14 protein-coding genes are annotated in these 19630 nt (G+C 32.3%); 4 read left to right on the forward strand and 10 right to left on the reverse strand.

Annotated features, from left to right (window positions below; translation table 11 throughout):
- Positions 1 to 30 precede the first annotated feature (30 nt).
- A complete protein-coding gene (gene ftsY, locus Q0828_RS22650) occupies positions 31 to 987 on the forward strand; it encodes a signal recognition particle-docking protein FtsY (protein WP_298427089.1) in 957 nt (318 codons plus the stop codon).
- Between the two features lie 104 nt (positions 988 to 1091).
- Here the strand turns inward: ftsY and Q0828_RS22655 are convergent, their stop codons facing one another.
- Complete coding sequence (locus Q0828_RS22655) at positions 1092 to 2429, reverse strand: fibronectin type III domain-containing protein (protein ID WP_298427092.1); 1338 nt, start codon at positions 2427 to 2429, stop codon at positions 1092 to 1094.
- A 130-nt stretch (positions 2430 to 2559) separates the two neighbouring features.
- Between Q0828_RS22655 and Q0828_RS22660 the strand changes: the two genes are divergently transcribed.
- Positions 2560 to 4203, forward strand: coding sequence for an amidase family protein (locus tag Q0828_RS22660; protein WP_298427095.1), 1644 nt, complete (start codon positions 2560 to 2562; stop codon positions 4201 to 4203).
- Between the two features lie 100 nt (positions 4204 to 4303).
- On the opposite strand, the gene Q0828_RS22665 is transcribed toward Q0828_RS22660, so the two are convergent.
- The 8 genes from Q0828_RS22665 to Q0828_RS22700 all read right to left on the reverse strand — a co-directional run bounded on the left by Q0828_RS22665 (position 4304) and on the right by Q0828_RS22700 (position 13479).
- Complete coding sequence (locus tag Q0828_RS22665) at positions 4304 to 4522, reverse strand: hypothetical protein (RefSeq protein WP_298427098.1); 219 nt, start codon at positions 4520 to 4522, stop codon at positions 4304 to 4306.
- A 43-nt stretch (positions 4523 to 4565) separates the two neighbouring features.
- Positions 4566 to 4772, reverse strand: coding sequence for a hypothetical protein (locus Q0828_RS22670; RefSeq protein WP_298427101.1), 207 nt, complete (start codon positions 4770 to 4772; stop codon positions 4566 to 4568).
- 90 nt (positions 4773 to 4862) lie between these two features.
- Positions 4863 to 5165, reverse strand: coding sequence for a hypothetical protein (locus tag Q0828_RS22675; RefSeq protein WP_298427104.1), 303 nt, complete (start codon positions 5163 to 5165; stop codon positions 4863 to 4865).
- 96 nt (positions 5166 to 5261) lie between these two features.
- Entirely contained in the window at positions 5262 to 6941 is a 1680-nt protein-coding gene (locus tag Q0828_RS22680) for a helix-turn-helix domain-containing protein (RefSeq protein ID WP_298427107.1), read from the reverse strand.
- Between the two features lie 223 nt (positions 6942 to 7164).
- Positions 7165 to 7797 (reverse strand): hypothetical protein, encoded by a 633-nt coding sequence (locus tag Q0828_RS22685; protein ID WP_298427109.1) that lies wholly within the window; start codon positions 7795 to 7797, stop codon positions 7165 to 7167.
- Between the two features lie 6 nt (positions 7798 to 7803).
- Positions 7804 to 10494 carry a hypothetical protein gene (locus Q0828_RS22690; RefSeq protein WP_298427112.1) on the reverse strand — a complete coding sequence of 897 codons (2691 nt, stop codon included), beginning with the start codon at positions 10492 to 10494 and terminating at the stop codon, positions 7804 to 7806.
- Between the two features lie 7 nt (positions 10495 to 10501).
- Positions 10502 to 12214, reverse strand: coding sequence for a hypothetical protein (locus Q0828_RS22695; RefSeq protein WP_298427115.1), 1713 nt, complete (start codon positions 12212 to 12214; stop codon positions 10502 to 10504).
- 167 nt (positions 12215 to 12381) lie between these two features.
- On the reverse strand, positions 12382 to 13479 hold the full coding sequence (locus Q0828_RS22700; RefSeq protein ID WP_298427119.1) for a serine hydrolase: 1098 nt from the start codon (positions 13477 to 13479) through the stop codon (positions 12382 to 12384).
- A gap of 81 nt (positions 13480 to 13560) precedes the next feature.
- Between Q0828_RS22700 and rimO the strand changes: the two genes are divergently transcribed.
- Positions 13561 to 14862 carry a 30S ribosomal protein S12 methylthiotransferase RimO gene (rimO, locus tag Q0828_RS22705; RefSeq protein ID WP_298427122.1) on the forward strand — a complete coding sequence of 434 codons (1302 nt, stop codon included), beginning with the start codon at positions 13561 to 13563 and terminating at the stop codon, positions 14860 to 14862.
- Between the two features lie 243 nt (positions 14863 to 15105).
- Here rimO and Q0828_RS22710 read toward each other — a convergent pair whose 3' ends face one another.
- On the reverse strand, positions 15106 to 17586 hold the full coding sequence (locus Q0828_RS22710) for a M14 metallopeptidase family protein (protein ID WP_298427125.1): 2481 nt from the start codon (positions 17584 to 17586) through the stop codon (positions 15106 to 15108).
- A gap of 134 nt (positions 17587 to 17720) precedes the next feature.
- On the opposite strand from Q0828_RS22710, the gene bshC reads away from it, so the two are divergent.
- Positions 17721 to 19328, forward strand: a complete 1608-nt coding sequence (gene bshC / locus Q0828_RS22715; RefSeq protein WP_298427127.1) for a bacillithiol biosynthesis cysteine-adding enzyme BshC — start codon at positions 17721 to 17723, stop codon at positions 19326 to 19328.
- Positions 19329 to 19630: the final 302 nt, after the last annotated feature.

Consider the following 19630-nt stretch of genomic DNA (forward strand, 5'->3'; position numbering starts at 1 on the left):
ATACAGCATTTAACTATAGTACCGTAAATTATGAGTTTTTTTAAAAGAATATTTTCATCAGAAAAAAAAGAAACACTTGATAAAGGTTTAGAAAAATCAAAAACAAGTTTTCTTTCTAAATTGACAAAGGCTGTTGCCGGAAAAAGTAAAGTTGATGATGAAGTTTTAGATAATTTAGAAGAAGTATTAGTCAGCAGTGATGTTGGAGTAGATACTACATTGAAAATTATTGATAGAATAGAAGAAAGAGTTGCTAAAGACAAATACTTAGGAACTGAAGAGCTAAATAAAATCCTTCGAGAAGAAATTGCAGGCTTACTCTCTGAAACAAATTCAGGTGAAGAAACTGAATACACAATTCCTGCAGACAAAAAACCATATGTATTGATGGTCGTTGGTGTAAATGGAGTTGGAAAAACAACAACAATTGGAAAATTAGCACACCAATTCAATAAGCAAGGGTTGAAAGTTGTACTTGGTGCTGCCGATACATTTAGAGCTGCAGCTATTGATCAATTACAAGTTTGGGCTGACAGGGTTAATGTGCCTTTGGTAAAACAAAGTATGGGAAGTGACCCAGCTTCTGTTGCTTTTGATGCATTACAATCCGGTGTAGCACAAGATGCAGACGTAATCATTATTGATACTGCGGGAAGATTGCACAACAAAGTTAACTTAATGAAGGAATTGACAAAAGTTAAAAAAGTAATGCAAAAAGTGATTGGAGATGCTCCACACGATGTATTATTAGTTTTAGATGGTTCTACAGGTCAAAACGCTTTTGAGCAAGCAAAACAGTTTACGGCGGCTACAGAAGTAACTACGTTAGCGGTTACAAAACTTGATGGAACTGCAAAAGGTGGTGTTGTCATCGGAATCTCTGATCAATTTCAAATTCCAGTAAAATATATTGGAGTAGGAGAAGGAATAGAAGATTTACAAGTATTTAACAAATATGAATTTGTAGATTCGTTCTTTAAAAGATAGGGATAGATAGAAAGGTTAGATCGAAATCTTAAAATATACACAAACAAAAAAGCTGCATATCATAAATATGCAGCTTTTTTTATATGTAAGTAAATCGGTATTGATTAAATCTTTGTCAATCTAATAACAACCTCGGTCATTGGAGCATTCGTACACATTGCACTTCCTGTGTCTTCAATGAATCGAATATCAATAGTAGTATCATCTATCATATTATAAGTAGTTGGTGTAGCAGCGCCTAATCCTAACAATACATTATCACCTCCACAATTGAAGTTTGTGTCCTGATCGTTATTTACGCTAACAGTTCCATCACAATTTAATGTGAAATTGAATGTCATTGTTGGTTGCATTCCCGTAACATCTAGGTTAGCTAAGTATTTCACAGTAATACTTCTTTCAGTATCAGAAACACTTACAATTTCAACAGTTGCAGGATCTCCAAAAACTGGCTCATCTGTATTTCCTATTTCTTCGTATGTGTACATTCCTGTGTAGCCTAAAGAAGGTGTTCCAACAACTCCAGAATTTATCCAAGCACTTGTTACTGTAGTCCCACAAGCACTTCTTACAACAAATGTGTATAGTGTTTCAGGACATAAATCCGTAACAGTATATGTTGAGTTATTAGTTGTTACAGCAGTTGCCGTATTTACGTTAAATCCTGCAGCTTCTCCATAACGAACTTCCCAATTTGTTTCACCATTAGAATCCCAGTCTAACACAACCGAATTTTGCGTTGGTGTACTTGTTAAGTTTAACGGAGGCAAACATGTTATGAATTGGTAAGGTCCAGCAAATCCACTAGAACTTCCTGCCTGACTTCCGTCTGTAGAATCATTACAATTTGCACGAACATAAAATTCGTAAGCTGTATTTGGTTGTAAATTCATTACAGTATGCTCTGAGCTATTTCCTGTAGCAACTGTCTCTACTTCGTCTAAATTGAATCCTACTTGTCCGTATTTAATCTCCCAAGCAATTTCACTTCCTCCTGGTGTCCAGTTAAATGTTACAGAAGTTTTTGTTAAGTTAGATATTGCTAAATCTGTAGGAGCAGGACATGAAGTACGAAACAATACAGGTCCAAACCATTCGTTATTAGTTAAGTCACAATCAGACTTTACATAGAATTCATAAGATGTTTGAGGAGTAAGTCCACCAATATTGGTGCTTGTCGTTGGAGCATTTATAATAGTTCCTGCATCAGGGTCAAATCCTGGGGCACCATATGATGCAATCCAAGTAACACCAGTAACAGGTAAACATTCTCCAGCGTCGTTAACGCTTCCACACCAATTAAGTCTTGCTGTTGTATCAGTGATATTTGAAGTGAAAGATGCTACAACTGGTTGACATGGTCGTATAATTTCTGGAATTTGTACATCATCTGAGCAAGAAAAGACAAATCCTATTAGTAGAAGTAAAACTACTTTTTTCATAAATTTTTTTTTTGGTATCACAAATATATAAAAACAATGAAGAGTTTATAATTTAGAAGCTAAAAAATAACATTCTAGTAGTTAAACTTTTAGATTGTATATTTATACATTCATATTATAACGAATCAAAATGAAGAAAATTATATTTCTAGTTACGGTATTTTTATTTATTGCTTGTGGAAAAAAAGAGCAAACAGAAAAACAAGAAAAACCAGCAAGTGATATTTCTAAAATTAGTACAAAAGAACTAACGGATTTTAAAGTGTTAGATTCAAAAGTAATTGATAGTCAATTGTTTTTATCTTCTTTAGATGCTGAGATGGAAAGCTTTACAGAAAAAGATTATCAAAAATTGAAACCACATATTTTAGAAAAAAATATATTGGAATTACATAAAAATAGAACTGCGGGAATCTTTACATATGAAACATTAGTAAAATTTTATTTATATCGAATCAAAAAATATGATCGGAATAATGAATTGTCGTTAAATTCTATCATAAGTATTAATCCAAACATTATTGCAGAAGCAAAACAAAAAGATCAAGAATTTTTAAACAAAAGATTGAAATCGCTCATTTTTGGAATGCCAATTTTATTAAAAGATAATGTAAACGCTGCTGGAATGCCAACAACAGTTGGTGCAGTTGCTTTAAGAAACAATAATGCAAGTGATGCTTTTATAACAAGTCGTTTAAAACAAGAAGGCGCTTTAATTTTAGGAAAAGCGAATTTAAGTGAATGGGCATATTTTTTCTGTGGCGATTGCCCAAGCGGTTATAGTGCTGTTGGTGGGCAAACCTTAAATCCTTATGGAAGAAAAGTAATTGACACAGGTGGGTCAAGTTCAGGTAGTGGTGTTTCTATTGCCGCAAACTTTGCAGTAGCAGCTGTTGGAACAGAAACAGCAGGTTCAATATTGTCACCTTCAAGTCAAAATTCTGTCGTTGGATTAAAACCAACAATAGGTTTATTAAGTCGTTCAGGAATTGTACCAATTTCAAGCACGTTAGACACACCTGGACCAATGACAAAAAACGTGATTGATAATGCAATTCTACTTGCGGCTTTATACGGTTATGATAAAACAGATTCCAAAAGTACAGCTATTAAATTTCATTCAAACCATTTTTATACAGACATTAAAAATGGAAATGTTTCTGTAAAAGGAAAACGTTTTGGAGCCGTAAAACGATTACTAAAAGATACATTGTATGTGGTTGCTATTGAACAGCTTAAGAAGGAAGGTGCTGTCATTATTGAGATTGAAGAAGAAGAAGTCGATTTGCCAAAGTTTATCAGTTTACTCAATTTAGACATGCAAAAAGATTTGCCAAAATATTTTAAAAATCATGCAGGAAACAATATTTCTTTTGTTTCTGTACAAGATGTAATTGATTTTAATAAAAAAGATTCGTTGACTTCAATGCCTTATGGACAAAAGTTATTTTATGGAATCATAAATGATAAGGCTAGTGCGGAAGAATTCTCAAGCATGAAAAGAGTACTACATGAAAACGGAAAAACATTTTTTGATATTCCTATGGAAAAACATAACCTAGATGCTGTGTTGTCTATCAATAACTATCATGCTGCTTTTGCTGCAGTTGCCGAATATCCTGCGTTGACAGTTCCGATGGGTTACACCAAAGAAGGAGAACCAAAAGGATTAACATTTATCGGAAAACCATTTTCAGAAAAAGAATTATTAGGATATGGGTATGTATACGAACAAGCTTCTAAAAAACGAAAAGCGCCTAAAAACTATAATTAAGCTCAACTTTTAAATATACACAATATAAAAACACATCCATATTCGAGATATTATTCTGGATATGAATGTGTTTTTTTGTTTACAACAACTATCTATTGTTTTAACAATAATAGGACCTACAACCACCAAAACGTGAATCACACCAATTTCGTACAGTATCTCTACATGCGTCTGCAGGGATGGTAATTGGAGGAAGTGGCGCTTGAGTGTATGTTTTGCAAATGATACCTCCAGAAGCTTGTTCTCCACCTTTTACAGTTTCTTGCAAATCACTGATTGTTTTTTTCTTTAGGACTAATGTTTTTACTTTTTTCTTCATGATTTAATCTTTTATGAATAAGTTTTGATTCGTTTTAATATTATTAATAACAAAGTGCAGATGGGCAGTATGTTGTGATAACGGTTGTTGCACACATTCTTGCAAATGTTTCTACCTTTTCTTCTTCTTCAGGCATAGTCATGTAAAGAGTATCTTCTGTAGCTCTCGGTGGAGCTGCGCCTCCATAAATAACCAAATTAGAAATAGATTTCTTGTTAAGGATTAATAACTTTAGGTTCTTTTTTTTCATCATAAATGTGTTTAAAATTGATGAGGTAAAGCAACCTTTTTTTTCTTAAAACATAAAATGAAGGTATTGATGTATCATGAATTATCAATCTTATAAATTAGGGTAAAATAGATTGTTTGTTGGACAGTTTTGATGTTCTGATGGAGATTCAGCTTTTGTAGCACCAGTATTGGTATTACATTCACAATCAACCAAACGCGATGTAATACAATCAGAAATATTGGATCCATTCGGAATTGTACATTCAGGATAAATAGATGCTTGCGTATTAGGATTTGTGGGTGCTAATGTTGTATCGTTATCAATAATTCCCCCACTTCTTTTGTGAAGTATGGCTAAATTTGAAATGGTATACTTTTTTAGACGTAAATTTTTAAAGTTCTTTTTTTTCATAATATTTCGAGTTGTATGATTAATATTAATTGAAGCAAAAAAAAATTGACTTAAAATAAAAATTATGCTATTGAGAATTCATGATTTATCAAAAGATCAGTTGTTTTTTTTAAGGTTTTTTAAATATTGAGAAGGATGTATCCCTGTATGTGTCTTAAAAGCTCTTGAAAATGTTTCTTGTCTTTTGAATCCAAATTCTTCTGCGATTGCTTTTATTGTATACGATTGAAGTCCTTTTTCGTTTTTTAATCTTATCAAAGCAGCATTAATTCGTAATTCTGTAATATAAGTTGAATACGATTTTCCTTTGTATCGATTAATTACTTTTGATAAATAGGTAGCATTCGTATCCAATTTTTCTGCCATAAAATTTAAGCTGCATGCTGTAGATAAATAATATGCTGCTTTTTCAAAACTGTCAATCTTATCTAAAATTGCTTTTACATTTTCATCGGAGACTTTATCTTTTCGAGAAATTGTTCTTTTCTCTTGACTATTTTCAAGTTCAGAAACTTTTTTAAGAAGTTCGTCAAATTTATTTTTTATAGATTTTTCTCTTAATCTATAATAGAAAATGCTACTTAAAAAGAGGAATAGAAAAACTAAAGCTAAAATAACGAGTCCTTTTTTATTTCTTGTTTGAGTTGTTAACTCCTCTTCCAACGTGTCTATTTCTGTTTTTAAAGGAGAAACATCTATTAGTTTATGGGTTTCATTGTTGAGTTTTAAATCTTCAATACTTTGCTTTTTTTCAAGTGCTGAATATTTTTGAAAATGAAACATTATTTTTTCTGGTTTTTTCTCTTGATGATAAGCAAGTGTCAAAAATTTATGCAACTCTTTTTCGTTAGCATCCATATCAGCAGAAGATTTGATGCTATCATACATCTTTTCTAAATAGTGGATGGTTTCTTTATAATTCTTTATGTTGTAAGAACTTTTTCCTAAGTAAAATAAAGAAGTTAAGTATAGGTTTTGCTCTTTACCTTTGCTGGAATCTCTAACTTTTTTTGCCAAAGAAATACATGCTTTATATTGAGCTCTTTGATAAAAGATAATCGCTTTGTTCATTAACAAAGGGTAATATGCCCATGTTCTAATTGTATCAGAACATTTGTTCAATCCGGCTTTATTATAAATCTCCGCAGCATCGGGATTTTCCATCCATAAAAAAGCATCAGCAATATTCATGTATGCAAGAAGTTTGTAATACGTTGTATCTGCAGTACTATCTAAACTGCTTAAGTCTGTTAAGACATTTTTATATAGATCAATAGCTTCTTGGAAGTCTTTGTGTTTTTTCTTGATCGAAGCGATATTTGTGATAGGACCAGCTTCATAAATATAATTCCCTGTTTTTTTGCCATATTCTTTTGCTTTTAAATAAGAGATTAATGCTTTGGAATCTTCTCCTAATTCAGATAGAATATTTCCTTTCAGTAAAAAGCATTTGCGTAAAAAAAACGAATCATTGACAGTTGCACCTTCAGTTATGGCAGATTCAATGTTTTTTAAAGCTACTGTATTTTTATTCAATCGATATTGACACTTGGAAATATAATAATAAGCTTGTGTTAGTTGTTTTGTATTCCCATTAACTAGAGCCAATTCTTTTGCTTTAATTACGTATTCTAAAGCTTTGGAATCATCTTTATAGATAAATTTAGAATAAGATGCTACCAATTCATCAAATGATTCAGTACTCGATAAACTATTTTGAGCATTTATATAGTTTAGAAAAGTAAATACATAAAATAATAATATCAATTGTCTCATAATAAAACTTCTTTTTTAAAAATTGTCAATCTAGCGTATTACTATAATAGTTATACGTAGCTTAACGTCTCATGTTGTTTATTATAAAACATTTAAGTGATTATTTGCCTACGTATAAGATGATTCTATTTTAAGAGAATACTTTTTGAATTAAAAAGAAATGCGCTAATAGTTAGCGCATTTCTTTCTTTAAATTGAGTTTAATAAAAATACTATTAAAAAACTAGTTTTCTAATAGTTTCTGTTCATCTGTATCTTCAGAAGTAAGTTCGATGATTCCTCCAGCAAAAGAAGTAACCAATCCACCAGCACGAACAAGAATCACTAAAGCATAAAATATATTTTTATTAATTGGCGGATATCCTAAACCAGCCGGTAAATAGTGAATAACCTTTCCTATGTAACTCATCTTCAAAAGTCTCTTTGGCATTGCAGCCATCGCAATAATCAACCCAATAGCTCCAAGTGAGCAAACGGCTGGTTTTACATATTTTAAAGCTAGTTTTCCAATCTTTTTTATACTTGTAGTGTTTAGTGCTAACATTGCGATAACTAAAGCTAGTACTAAAATATGGAGTACAATTATTGGAATTAAAATCCACTTTATCGCTGCAGGAATCTCTATTTTTTTATGATACAATAGTCCCATTGACCAAAATGTGCTAACTAACCCCAATATTGATATTGTTTTAGTAATTGTCCCTACAAAACCTAAATCAGTTTCAGTACTGTCGGCTACTTCTTCGGCAGCGTAAAACAAAAGACCAAGTCCCGAAATTGCTAAACCACCAATAGTAAATATTCTATCAACATCATCAAGTGTGTTTTCTGCTGTATTATCTATTTCTTGTGTCATGATTGTTTAGTTTAAGTTAAGTTGAAAAATAGTTTTACCTCTATTGATAAATTCTTCTTTGGTTTTTCCTTCGCCAAAAGGCGCTTTTCCTTCACCAATTTTATAAAGAATCGTAGTTGGGATCGCCACAAATAAACACATCACATCTAAAAAAGTAAGTTCGTCGCTCTTTGTAACCGTTTTGTATAATGGTGTAATGATTGGAATTTCCCATTTTTTGTTCAATCCAACTTGAGCAATACTGATTAAAGTGTCAAGCGATACAAAAATTAAATCCATGAGTTGTTTGACTAGGAATAGACTCAATCCTGCGAGTTTGTTTAATAATAATTTTAGAAAATCTAAAAAAGTCATTTTCCCTTGAATCATCTTCTTGAAGCCATCCATAATGATGTCCATTTGTAGCTTGAAACCTTCTCCCGATTTTATCAAAATATCTTTTAACTGACTTGTAAATGATTGAAAAACACTAGTGAAGTCTGTTGGTATTTGAGAACTAATAGGTTTTCCAGAACTATCATGTAAATAACTCTTTTTAGAATTTAACCAATTCGATTTCGGATCAGCATTGTTTTCTTTAGATGGTTGCGAAGGATCAATTTTATCCAATGAATCTGGAATATCAACCAATTCAGGTGAAAACTTTTCGATTTGTTTGTCAAGTGTGTCATCAACAAACTTGCGAATGTTTTTTATTTCATCTTTTAAACAAATAATCGCTTCATTAGTAAAATCTTTAAAAGCATTTTTAGTTTCTACAATGGCATCCCAATCAAATAAAAATGCCAAAAATTCAAATAAATCCTTAAAGAATACCTTAATTGTGTCAAATATTTTCTGAATAAAACTTCCAATTTCACGAAGAGTTTTCACAATCCAATTAAAAACTTGTTTGCCAATTTTAATGACGAATTTGATGCCATCTTTTACTTTTTCAATAACAAATTCTACAGCTTTTTTTGCGCTATCCCAAACAGAATGTAAAAAATCACCTAAAGTTAAACCTTGATGAGAAAATGTTCTTGAAGCAGCTGCGCCACGTGCTTGAATAGTTGAGTTTATAGTTCCTATAGCAAATGAAGTACGTTTTAGTGGTGCATCATTTTCCATAGTTTTAGCTGTAGCTAACATGTCTTGAATTCCAGCAGCTACGCTATTTAAAATTTTAGAGTCTGTTCCTTTCGCAACTAATAATTTACCATTTTGCTTTTGCGCATTAGCCAAGGCATCTCCAGAAGTAATTTTCTCTTCTAAGTCTTCTAATACTTGTTGTGCTAAATTGATAGCGACTGTTTTTTGAAGAAAGTCAGCATTTATAAAAATTCTACACGAAGCAATATCTTTTACTGGGCAGATCACGGTGAATTCTGCAGAAACAGTCAATGGAATACTTACTTCATGATTAGGACCAATATGATAGCTTTCGCCATTTACATACACAAAAAGGTTGCTCTCAGCACTTAGTTGCACTTGTAAACCTTGAAAAGTTTTTGTGGCATTGCTGTGAAATTGAATATGTGCAGAATACGATTCAACTTCTTTTAAACTATCAATTCCTTTAATTGTTAATGTGTTTTTGTTCCACAATGTTGTAGTAGCATCTTGCCAAAGTTGTGTAAGTTCGCTTCCGTGTTTTGTATTGATGGCGAATAATCGGTTTCGAATTCCTTTTCCTTTTACGCAACAAAATTGTTCAGCATCTTTAGCCATCACAATCGGATTCGTCCATTTATTTGTAATAAATTGTTGTGATTCTTGATCGAAAAACTGATTCGTTTGATAGTATAGCCCTTTTTCATTTAATGACCAAACAGTATGATTGTCTCCGTTTCGGGCAGCTCGTATTCTTTTAATTTCTTCAAAAGTTCCAGGCATTTTTATAACATCAACAGTATCTTCTTCAATACCAGAAATATATTGATGAATATTTTTTCCTGCACCATATACAATGTCATTGGCGTCATCAGATTCTACCAAGGCAAAACAGTTGATATTTCTTTCTTCATCAAAACGTGCTTTCGATGTTTTTCCATAGCGTTCATCCGGAAACGATTGAAAAACAAACGAGCGTTCTTTTCCAATATCGTATAACATAAAAACACCGTCATTGTATTGAAAATTCCCGAGTTCAAATTGAATAACTTTCATTCCATTTTCAAAAAGAGTACATGGTTTTGGCGTTAATTCATCCAAATCGGCAACATAGTATTTAGCATCTTCACCTTTTGTTATTGTACCAAAAACTACTTTTTCAGCTCCTATAGATACTTTATTAATGAGTTCAGACTCATTAACAGCTTCCATAGAAGACCAAGAAATGCTTTTGTCAAGTGTAGTGAATTGTGTAGAATCGAGTGGGATTTCATCTGAAATCCATACTTTATTATCTTCTACTTTTGCGAGTTGAAAATAATCTTCATCTGTATTATATTCGAGTTCAAAGGAAGTGACTTCTCCTTTTGAAAAGATTAATTGTTCCCATCCAGAAGCAGAACCTTCTGAACGTAAAATACCTTGTAATTGTTTGTCTTTAGTTAAACAAAAAATAAAAGGTTGTTCGGGCGCAACCATTAATGAGCGAATGGTGGTTCCAGCTTCAATCGCAGATTCTGGAAAATAATTTTGCATCAATTCGCTTTTGAAATCTACAGTGACCTTGTCATCTTTTGTGATTTGAAATTTTGGATCTACTTTCATAAGGCTTTTATTTTTCAATTACAGGTGCATACGCAATATCATAGGCAACAATATCTTGTTTGGTTTCCATGCGTAAATTTTTAAAGGCGTATACTTTTCCAAGTGGGAGAATTACTTTATTGGTTTGATTTAAAACATCAATATCATTAAGTTTCTTAATCAATGCACTGGAACCGCTTGCTCCTTGCTTTCCTAAATCAGTAGCAATTTGATTGACAATAGCAGCTACAACAAGGATTATCCATGAAATAAATACAGTAAGAATGCTGAGTAAATCATTCAAGAAACCATGTCCAAATAAGTTTGGGTTTTGATCAAATGCTACGTTAGGTTCTATAAGATTGTGATCTAAATCGAAGCGTCCTGTTTTTCCTGTTTTTATCGTGAAATCTAAATAGCCTGCAGAACCTTTCTTTTTAATTTTATCTTTTTTGTATTTTCCTTTTGTGGACAGTGTTTTTTCACCAACTTTTATAGACCAGGCATGTACAACTACTTTTACATGGATCTCAATTTTATAGCGTAAAGAAATTCCTGATTTATTACTATTGTTTTTAACAGGTTCTCTGGTAATAGTAAATGTAGTGTCAATTGTATCATCCTTTTTCTTTTGATGTCTTGTCAAAACCATGACGTTATTTTTAAATCCATGTTTTAGTTTGACACCATCTAAATTTGTAAATGTGGATTGTACATAATCATCTAAAGATTTTAAGTAAACATTAAAATGTTCCTGTTGTATGGTAAATACACCATCCGTAGCGCTGCTAACATCTTTTCCAAATTCAATTAAGCTTTTTGGAAGAATTCCTGCGGTTGTTGTCTTTGGCGGTTTGGTGTCATTTAGCATCATTAAAAAGTTAAACGCACTAAATTTGCCTGGTTTTTTATTTTTATTACTGTATGATGTAGAAAAACCTAATGATGTTGGTTGAAACATCGCTTTTTCGGAAGCTCTTATTTTTTTACGTTGAATTCCATATCCTAAAACATATGGATTACTACTGTCAGAAACGGTGAGGTTGAAGTAATTTGCAATGGCAGTTTGAAACGCTTCACTACTTCCTTTGGGTAAGGTGCTTTTTGATTTGTCAAAATTTGAAATATTAGCATTTTCAAAATTTAAGAAAAGACTCTGAATGGTAAAATCGTTATCAGATAAACCACTTTCACGAATTATTTTTGCTGCACTTTCTCCAGCATCTAAAACCATCTGTTCCTTGTTAACTTTTAATTGACCTATAGGAACTCTAAATGCATAGACTGAATTTTTTAGGTCAAATACGGTAATTTCTTTTGTTTCTTCTTCTCTATAATAAAGTTTTCCTTTTTTAAAACCGATCTCTAGAAATAATTCTTTTGTATTGTCTTTTATGAAACTGATTTCAGGAGCAGCTAAAGTGGTGTCCCAGCCAAAAGTAAAATTCAAATTCTCTTCATCTCTACGTGTCATTAATTTGCCAAACTCAGACCATTTTTTGTCTTCTTTAGCTTTTCCAATCTTTTTTTGAATGGCAATCCAATCTTTTATTTTTTGTTTAAATCCTGCATCTTGTTCTGTAATGTGAAAATCTTTTCCATCGGCAGTTTTGCCTCCTAAAACGCCCCATTTTTTGTGAATAATGTTTCGTTTGTATAATTGTAAAAACTGATAATTGATGGTGTTTTGCGACAATGCTAATACCATGTCGTAACCGGCAAGTGTTTCCTTTCCTTTCATATGGTTATTAAAATGATTAATACTATTCTGTGTAAAACAAGTATGCTAACGATAGCAGGAGAGTAACTTGTTTTAAAATGACTCAATGCAATTTAAAGTGTAAGTCATAAATAACTCAGCGTATTAATACGTGATTTTAAAAACAATAAAGGAAAAAGTCTATATGATTAATTGATCAATGCATTTATCTTTTCCCAAAGCACATTGTCAAAATCAGAAAGTGCAAAATTATCATCTTCGGCAGCATTCCCCATGCGAATAATGACTAAATCTTTACTTGGAACAATGTATATTTTTTGATCATTTTTGCCTAAAGCACAATACATGTCTTGCGGAGCATTCGGAATTAATTCGCCGCTAAATTCCACTTGTGTTTGTGGTAAGAGGTAAGAAGACTTTCCATTTAGCCACCATAAATATCCGTACGATGGATTTATATTTTGAGAAGTTGAAGTAGCTTCATTTAGAAAACTTTCAGAAATAATTTGTGTATCATTCCAAGTTCCTTTTGCAGCTATAAGCAACCCAAAACGTGCCATACTTCGGGTTGTACTCCAATATACATTGGCATTTCCTGTTTGAATCCAAGCACCAGTCATGCCAATTTTATCTTTTAATTTGGTGTTGAAATAATTATCCCAAGTTTGAGTGCTCGCGGAAGCAATTACATCTTGCATTTTGACATAAACACCATGATATGCCCAACGTGTTCCAGCGTCAGCTATATATTGTAAGTCATTTGGTGTAACTCCATCGCCTAAACCATCATCCAAACCAGAAGTCATAGAAAGTAAGTTTTTACAGGTAATTAAATTTTCTTTTTCTAAGGTTGCGCTTGTCCAGCCAGTGCCAATATAATCTGAAACTTTATCATCTAAGTTGATGAGGTTTTCTTCTTGTGCAATTCCAGCTATAGTTGTAGTCAAAGTTTTTCCTGCACTTGCCCAATACCAAGGTGACGTTTCTGTATGGCCATTCATATAATTTTCTATCACAATTTTCCCTTTATGAAGTACGATAAAACTTTTTGTGTTTTTTTCTTCAAGATAATCTAACAACGTTTGCAATTGTGTTTCGTTCCAACCCAATTCAGAAATTGAACTGGTTTCCCATATATCTGAATTTGAAGGAGGAAAGTATGTAGAAGGCAATACAGGAGTTTCCAAAGGAGTTTCGTTTTGTGGAACTTCATCAGTAGCTTCTGAAGTGCAATTCACGGAAAACAATATAAATATGATAAAAAATAAAGAAAACAGTCGGTTCATTTTTGATATTTGAATATTATGACTGTTAAATACACTAAAGGTTTAAATTAGATTGTATCTTTGCCAACTGAATTTTTTGATATGAGAACAAAGACTTTAAAGAAAAATAAGATCAACGTAGTGACACTAGGATGTTCTAAAAATGTGTATGATTCTGAAGTTTTAATGGGGCAATTGAAAGCCAACGGGAAAGAAGTGGCGCATGAAGAAGAAGGAAATATTGTCGTAATTAACACATGTGGATTCATCAATAATGCAAAGGAAGAAAGTGTCAATACAATTTTAGATTTTGTTCAAAAGAAAGAAGATGGTGTTGTAGATAAAGTTTTTGTAACAGGTTGTTTAAGTGAACGCTATAAACCAGATTTAGAGTCTGAAATTCCAGATGTAGATCAATATTTTGGTACGACACAATTACCTCAATTATTAAAAGCACTTGGTGCAGATTACAAGCATGAATTAATAGGAGAAAGAATTACAACGACGCCAAAAAACTATGCATATCTTAAAATAGCGGAAGGTTGTGATCGCCCATGTTCGTTTTGTGCGATTCCTTTAATGCGAGGAAAACACAAGTCGAAACCAATTGAAGAATTGGTGACTGAGACTGAAAAATTAGCCGCAAAAGGTGTGAAAGAATTAATTTTGATTGCACAAGATTTAACGTATTACGGATTGGATTTATACAAAAAACGTAATCTAGCAGAATTATTAAAAGAATTAGTGAAAGTAGAAGGAATTGAATGGATTCGTTTACACTATGCATTTCCAGCAGGTTTTCCAATGGATGTGTTAAATGTTATGAATGAAGAGCCTAAAGTTTGTAACTACTTGGATATTCCACTACAACACATTGCAGATGATATCTTGAAATCTATGCGACGTGGAACAAATCAAGCAAAAACCACAAAACTATTAAAGCAGTTCCGAGCGGCAGTTCCAGAAATGACAATCAGAACGACTTTAATTGTTGGATATCCAGGAGAAACAGAAGCACATTTTGAAACCTTAAAAGAATGGGTTCGTGAAATGCGTTTTGAGCGTTTGGGATGTTTTACTTATTCTCATGAAGAAAACACACATGCTTTCAACTTAGAAGATGATGTGCCAGAAGAAGTAAAGCAAGATCGTGCAAACCAAATCATGGAAATTCAATCACAAATTTCTTGGGAATTGAATCAACAGAAAATAGGACAAACCTTCAAATGTATTATTGATAGAAAGGAAGGAAACTATTTTGTAGGGCGTACTGAATTTGATTCTCCAGATGTAGATAACGAGGTATTAATTGATGCCGCAAAATTCTACGTAAAACAAGGTGAATTTGTAGATGTAAAAATCACAGAAGCAGCTGATTTTGATTTATACGCGGAACCAGTCTAATTAGATTTGAGATTTTAGCTTTGAGTTTTTTGAATTATAAATGTTGAATTTTAATTTAAAAACTGTTTAATACGTCATTGCGCGAGAAGTTCGCGATGAAGTAATCTGTCTTTATGCTAAAATACTGCTTTTTTAAACCCAAAAACCATTGATTGTCAGTGAAAAACACTAACAGCTCAATCTAACAGTGAAGCAGTCCGTAAAATCCCTGTTTTATAGGAATGAGTTTGTGAGGAAAGCAAGTTATAATTCATAACTATTATTATTTACTAAGAAAAGTGCGTTGGCAAAAAATAGTTTTCCATTTTCCCAAAAAGCTCTAAACATAGGATTATCTACCATATAAATCATACTTCCGTTGCTTATTCGTTGCTCACCAAAAACTAAAGTATTTTTGATATCTTTAATAGCTTTATGTCCAGCAAAACCAGAAACAGCGTTGTTGTTTTCTAAATATGAAACGGTATATCCACTATCCAAATAATTATAGGCATTAGTTCCTAATTTCAATGTAAAATAACTATTTCCATAACCAAAAGCTAACGGATGAGTAGTATCTACTTTAGTTTTAAAAATAGCACCTGTAATGTAACTTGAAACATTATCACGTTCACTTTTTGCATATGAGATTATATCAGTTTCTTCATTATCATTTTTATTCTCTTTTCTAGTTAAACCGAAACCATCTTTGTCTGCAAACGTATTCAAGGCGCTTCCGATAGCAATTACTTTTCCGCCACGAGCAACCCAATTTTTTAATAATTTTAATTCATCTTCATCTAAAACAGAATTATAACGTCCGTTTGGTAAAATTAATACATTAAAAGAATTTAATGTGCTAGTGGAAAAATCTTCAGAATTAATATTTGTAACAGGGAACTTTAGTTCTTGCTCAAAGAAATACCAAAGTTCTCCAAAACCTAATGAACTTGTTGCTTTTCCAGATAGTACAGCAACCTTTGGCATTTTAATTTCCTTTATGTCTGGCGAACCTAAATCAACACCATTGTCTGAAAATCCAGAAGAAAGACTGGATAATAAAATAAGGTTGTTAAGAGCAATATCAAAAACAGTATCATCAAATTTTTCTAAAGTTTTATTGTCACTTCTAGTAATAATCAACGATCCAGGATTAAATGTTTTTCCGTTAGAAGCAAAGGCTTTTTCCGAAAAACGAACACGAATTCCAGCTTGTAGCAATTGTCCTAAAAACGAAGCATCTGTTATGTTTTTCCAATCTGCTACATACGCTACAGTATTTGTTTTTTCTGGAACACCCATAGGAATACCAAGTCCTACATTATCTTTTTCTTTAGGAACAATCGTTTTTGAAGCAATTGTGTTCAAACCATATGCATACGGAATGCTCCAAGCAGTAATATCATACGTAAGAGAATCGCTTAATTTTGCATTCGGTTCAAATAATACTTTCACCATATTTCCTTTTGGCTGATCAGTACTCACAACCAATGCTCTATTTACTTTTCTAGACGTTTGTTTTCCAGTTTCGTAATCTAGTCCTTTTACTGTTTCATTGGTGATGCCGTATTTAATTTCATGCCTGTTTAGTAATCTTGTTAGCTTTCTAATACGGTATATGTTACCTTCTAAAACATAACTTTTATACTTGAAATCATTTTTGTTAAAAAACTTTTTAAACTCAGTATTTAGCTTGTCAGCATTCTTTGAAGAAATCTCAACCGTAGACATTCCAGTTGTATGATGGTGTGCAATTCTATCTTTTAGTGTTAATAAATCACCTTCATCATTTACAATTCCTAAACCAGCCATTCCGTGTCCAGCTTGCTCATAGGTCATTCCAATAGCACCATTAAAAGTTGGATACGTATCTCCATAGCTAGGATAAAATAAATCAAAACGTTCACGTGTGAAATATAGCCAACCTTCTTTGTCAAAATAACCAGCGTGATTCTTTCCTATTTGTGTTTGAAAATCGCGTTGCCAATCCGTAATTACTTCATGAAAAGGTTCTGCCGCGGGTGCAAAATAATACGGTTCGTTAATTCCTTGTTCGTGAAAATCAACATGGATATGTGGCAACCATTTATTGTAAACTTTCAAGCGTTGACGTGTTTCTACTTGTGTTGCCCAAGCCCAATCTCTATTCAAATCAAATAAATAATGATTTGGTCGTCCGCCAGGCCAAGGTTCTTTATGTTCTTTTGCTTTCTGATTTGAATTATATGGAAAACTAGCTACTTGATTGTACCAGTTTGCATAACGATCGCGCCCATCAGGATTAATACAAGGATCTATAATGACAACTGAATTTTGCAACCAAGCTTTTTTCTTAGTTATCAATTCATAAATAGTTTGCATAGAGGCTTCTGTACTTGAGGCTTCATTTCCATGTACATTATAGCTTAGCCAAACAATTGCTTTACTTGCTGTGCCTGATTCAGTACCTATGCCAGCATTTGCTAAATGATTTTTACGAATACTTTCTAAATTACCTAAATTTTCAGGGCTAGACACATATGCAATCTGTAGCAAACGATGTTCGTTTGATTTTCCGTATTCTTCTAATTGAATCATATCTGAAGCATTTGCCAAATATTGATAATAATCAACCACTTGGTAATGATTGGTGAAGCGTGTTCCCAATTCGTACCCTAAAAAATCTGAAGGCGATTGAAGGTTTTGTGCAAAAGCTGAAATTGAAAAAATAAAAAATGAAAGTAAAGCAAAAAAGTGACGTCTCATTATAAATGATAAATTAGGATATTCATCAAAGCTAACTAAATATAATTTTGAAAAAGAATATCTTAACGAAATTTTGAGAAAATCACATGTCAAATAACTATATATTTGCAACTTTAAAATCCTGACGACCAACTATGCCAACTGAATGTATTCCTTATAGCGAAACTGGATATTTTTCTACGTTAATGTGTGATTATTTAACAGAAAAACCAACATTAAAATCATTTTACAATCGTTTTCCTAAACTAGAAAATTTTGAAGCGCAAATTCAAGAAAAACAGCAATCTAACTTAGCGAATGCTTCACAAAGAGCGGTTTTAGTTGCTGCATTACAAGGACAATATACTAATGTAAATGCTTCTGATTTTACACTTGAAAACATTCAAAAATTAGCTTCTTTAACTACATTTACAGTGACAACAGGTCATCAATTAAACTTGTTTACAGGGCCATTATATTTTCTGTATAAAATTATTTCAACGATTAATCTTGCCAAAGAATTAGAAGAAAAACATCCAAATTACGAGTTTGTGCCTATCTATTGGATGGCTTCTGAAGATCATGATTTTGAAGAAATTAGTTTCTTTAATTACAAAGGGAAAAAAGTAAATTGGAATCGTCAAGCAAGTGGTGCTGTTGGTGAATTATCTACGGAAGGATTACAAGAAGTTTTTGAAATTTTTGCTGAAAAACTCGGAAATAGCAACAACGCGAAAGCATTACTGGCATTATTTGAAAATGGGTATTTAAAACACAATAATCTTACGGATGCAACACGTTATATTGCCAACGAATTATTCAAAGAATACGGTTTGGTAATTGTGGATGGAAATGATAAAGCATTAAAGCAATTATTTGTTCCATTTGTAGAAAATGAATTATTCCAACAGACTGCTTTTAAGGAAGTTTCGCTAACAGCAAACAAGCTAACAGCAGTAAATGATTCGTATAAAATTCAAGTGAATCCGCGTGAGATCAATCTGTTTTATATCGTAGAAGGCATTCGTGAACGTATTATTGAAACCAATGGCGTTTTTACGGTAAATGACACTTCCGTGAGATGGACTAAAGATGAAATTCAGCAGGAAGTAAAACAATTTCCAGAACGTTTTTCTCCAAATGCATTATTGCGTCCGTTATATCAAGAAATCATTCTGCCAAACCTATGTTATATTGGTGGAGGCGGAGAATTAGCGTATTGGTTTGAATTGAAATCATATTTTGATGCTGTAAACGTTACATTTCCAATGATTCTTCTCAGAAACTCTGCAGTTGTGAAAACGGTAAAACAATCAGAGAAAATGGAAAAGTTGAACATTACAAATCGCGATCTTTTTCTAAAAAGAGAAGCATTTATCAATAAAAAAGTAAAAGAATTAAGTGCTTTTAAAATTGATTTCTCATCACAAAAAGAACACTTAGAGCAACAATTCAAAGACTTATACAAACTTGCCGAACAAACGGATAAATCATTTGTAGGTGCAGTTGCAGCACAAGAAAAAAAACAACTCAAAGGAATCAAGCATCTTGAAAAACGTTTGTTAACGGCTCAGAAAAGAGTTTTAAAAGACAAAGTGTCAAGAAGTACAGACTTGCAAGAACTTTTATTTCCAGGAAACTCATTGCAAGAGCGAAAGCAAAATTTCTCTGAATTATACCTAGAATATGGAGAAGATTTAATTCCGACTTTAGTGAAACACTTACAACCATTATCAGGTGAGTTTTTGGTGTTGGAGTTGTAAAAATGACCAAAATTAGTTCCAGTCTTTTTTACAAACTTTTATTATCTAGCACATTCACATGTAATAAACCAAGTATATCTTATAAGACGACATGGCTCTGGATTACATGTTAAATAAGTGGTGTCATTTCCTCAAGTTACCTCAATACTATTAATCTTAGAAATTGCATTTTTATTCAATTTCAATATTTTTAAATCTTTTTTTCATGATATTTATTTTTGTAGGTTTATGATTTGTGTGAATTACTGAAATAACTGATTACCTAAAAAAGAAAAAACTTTACATTCATGAATTGTAAGTAC

The sequence above is a fragment of the uncultured Kordia sp. genome, from assembly GCF_947496985.1.
Taxonomy (GTDB): Bacteria; Bacteroidota; Bacteroidia; order Flavobacteriales; family Flavobacteriaceae; genus Kordia.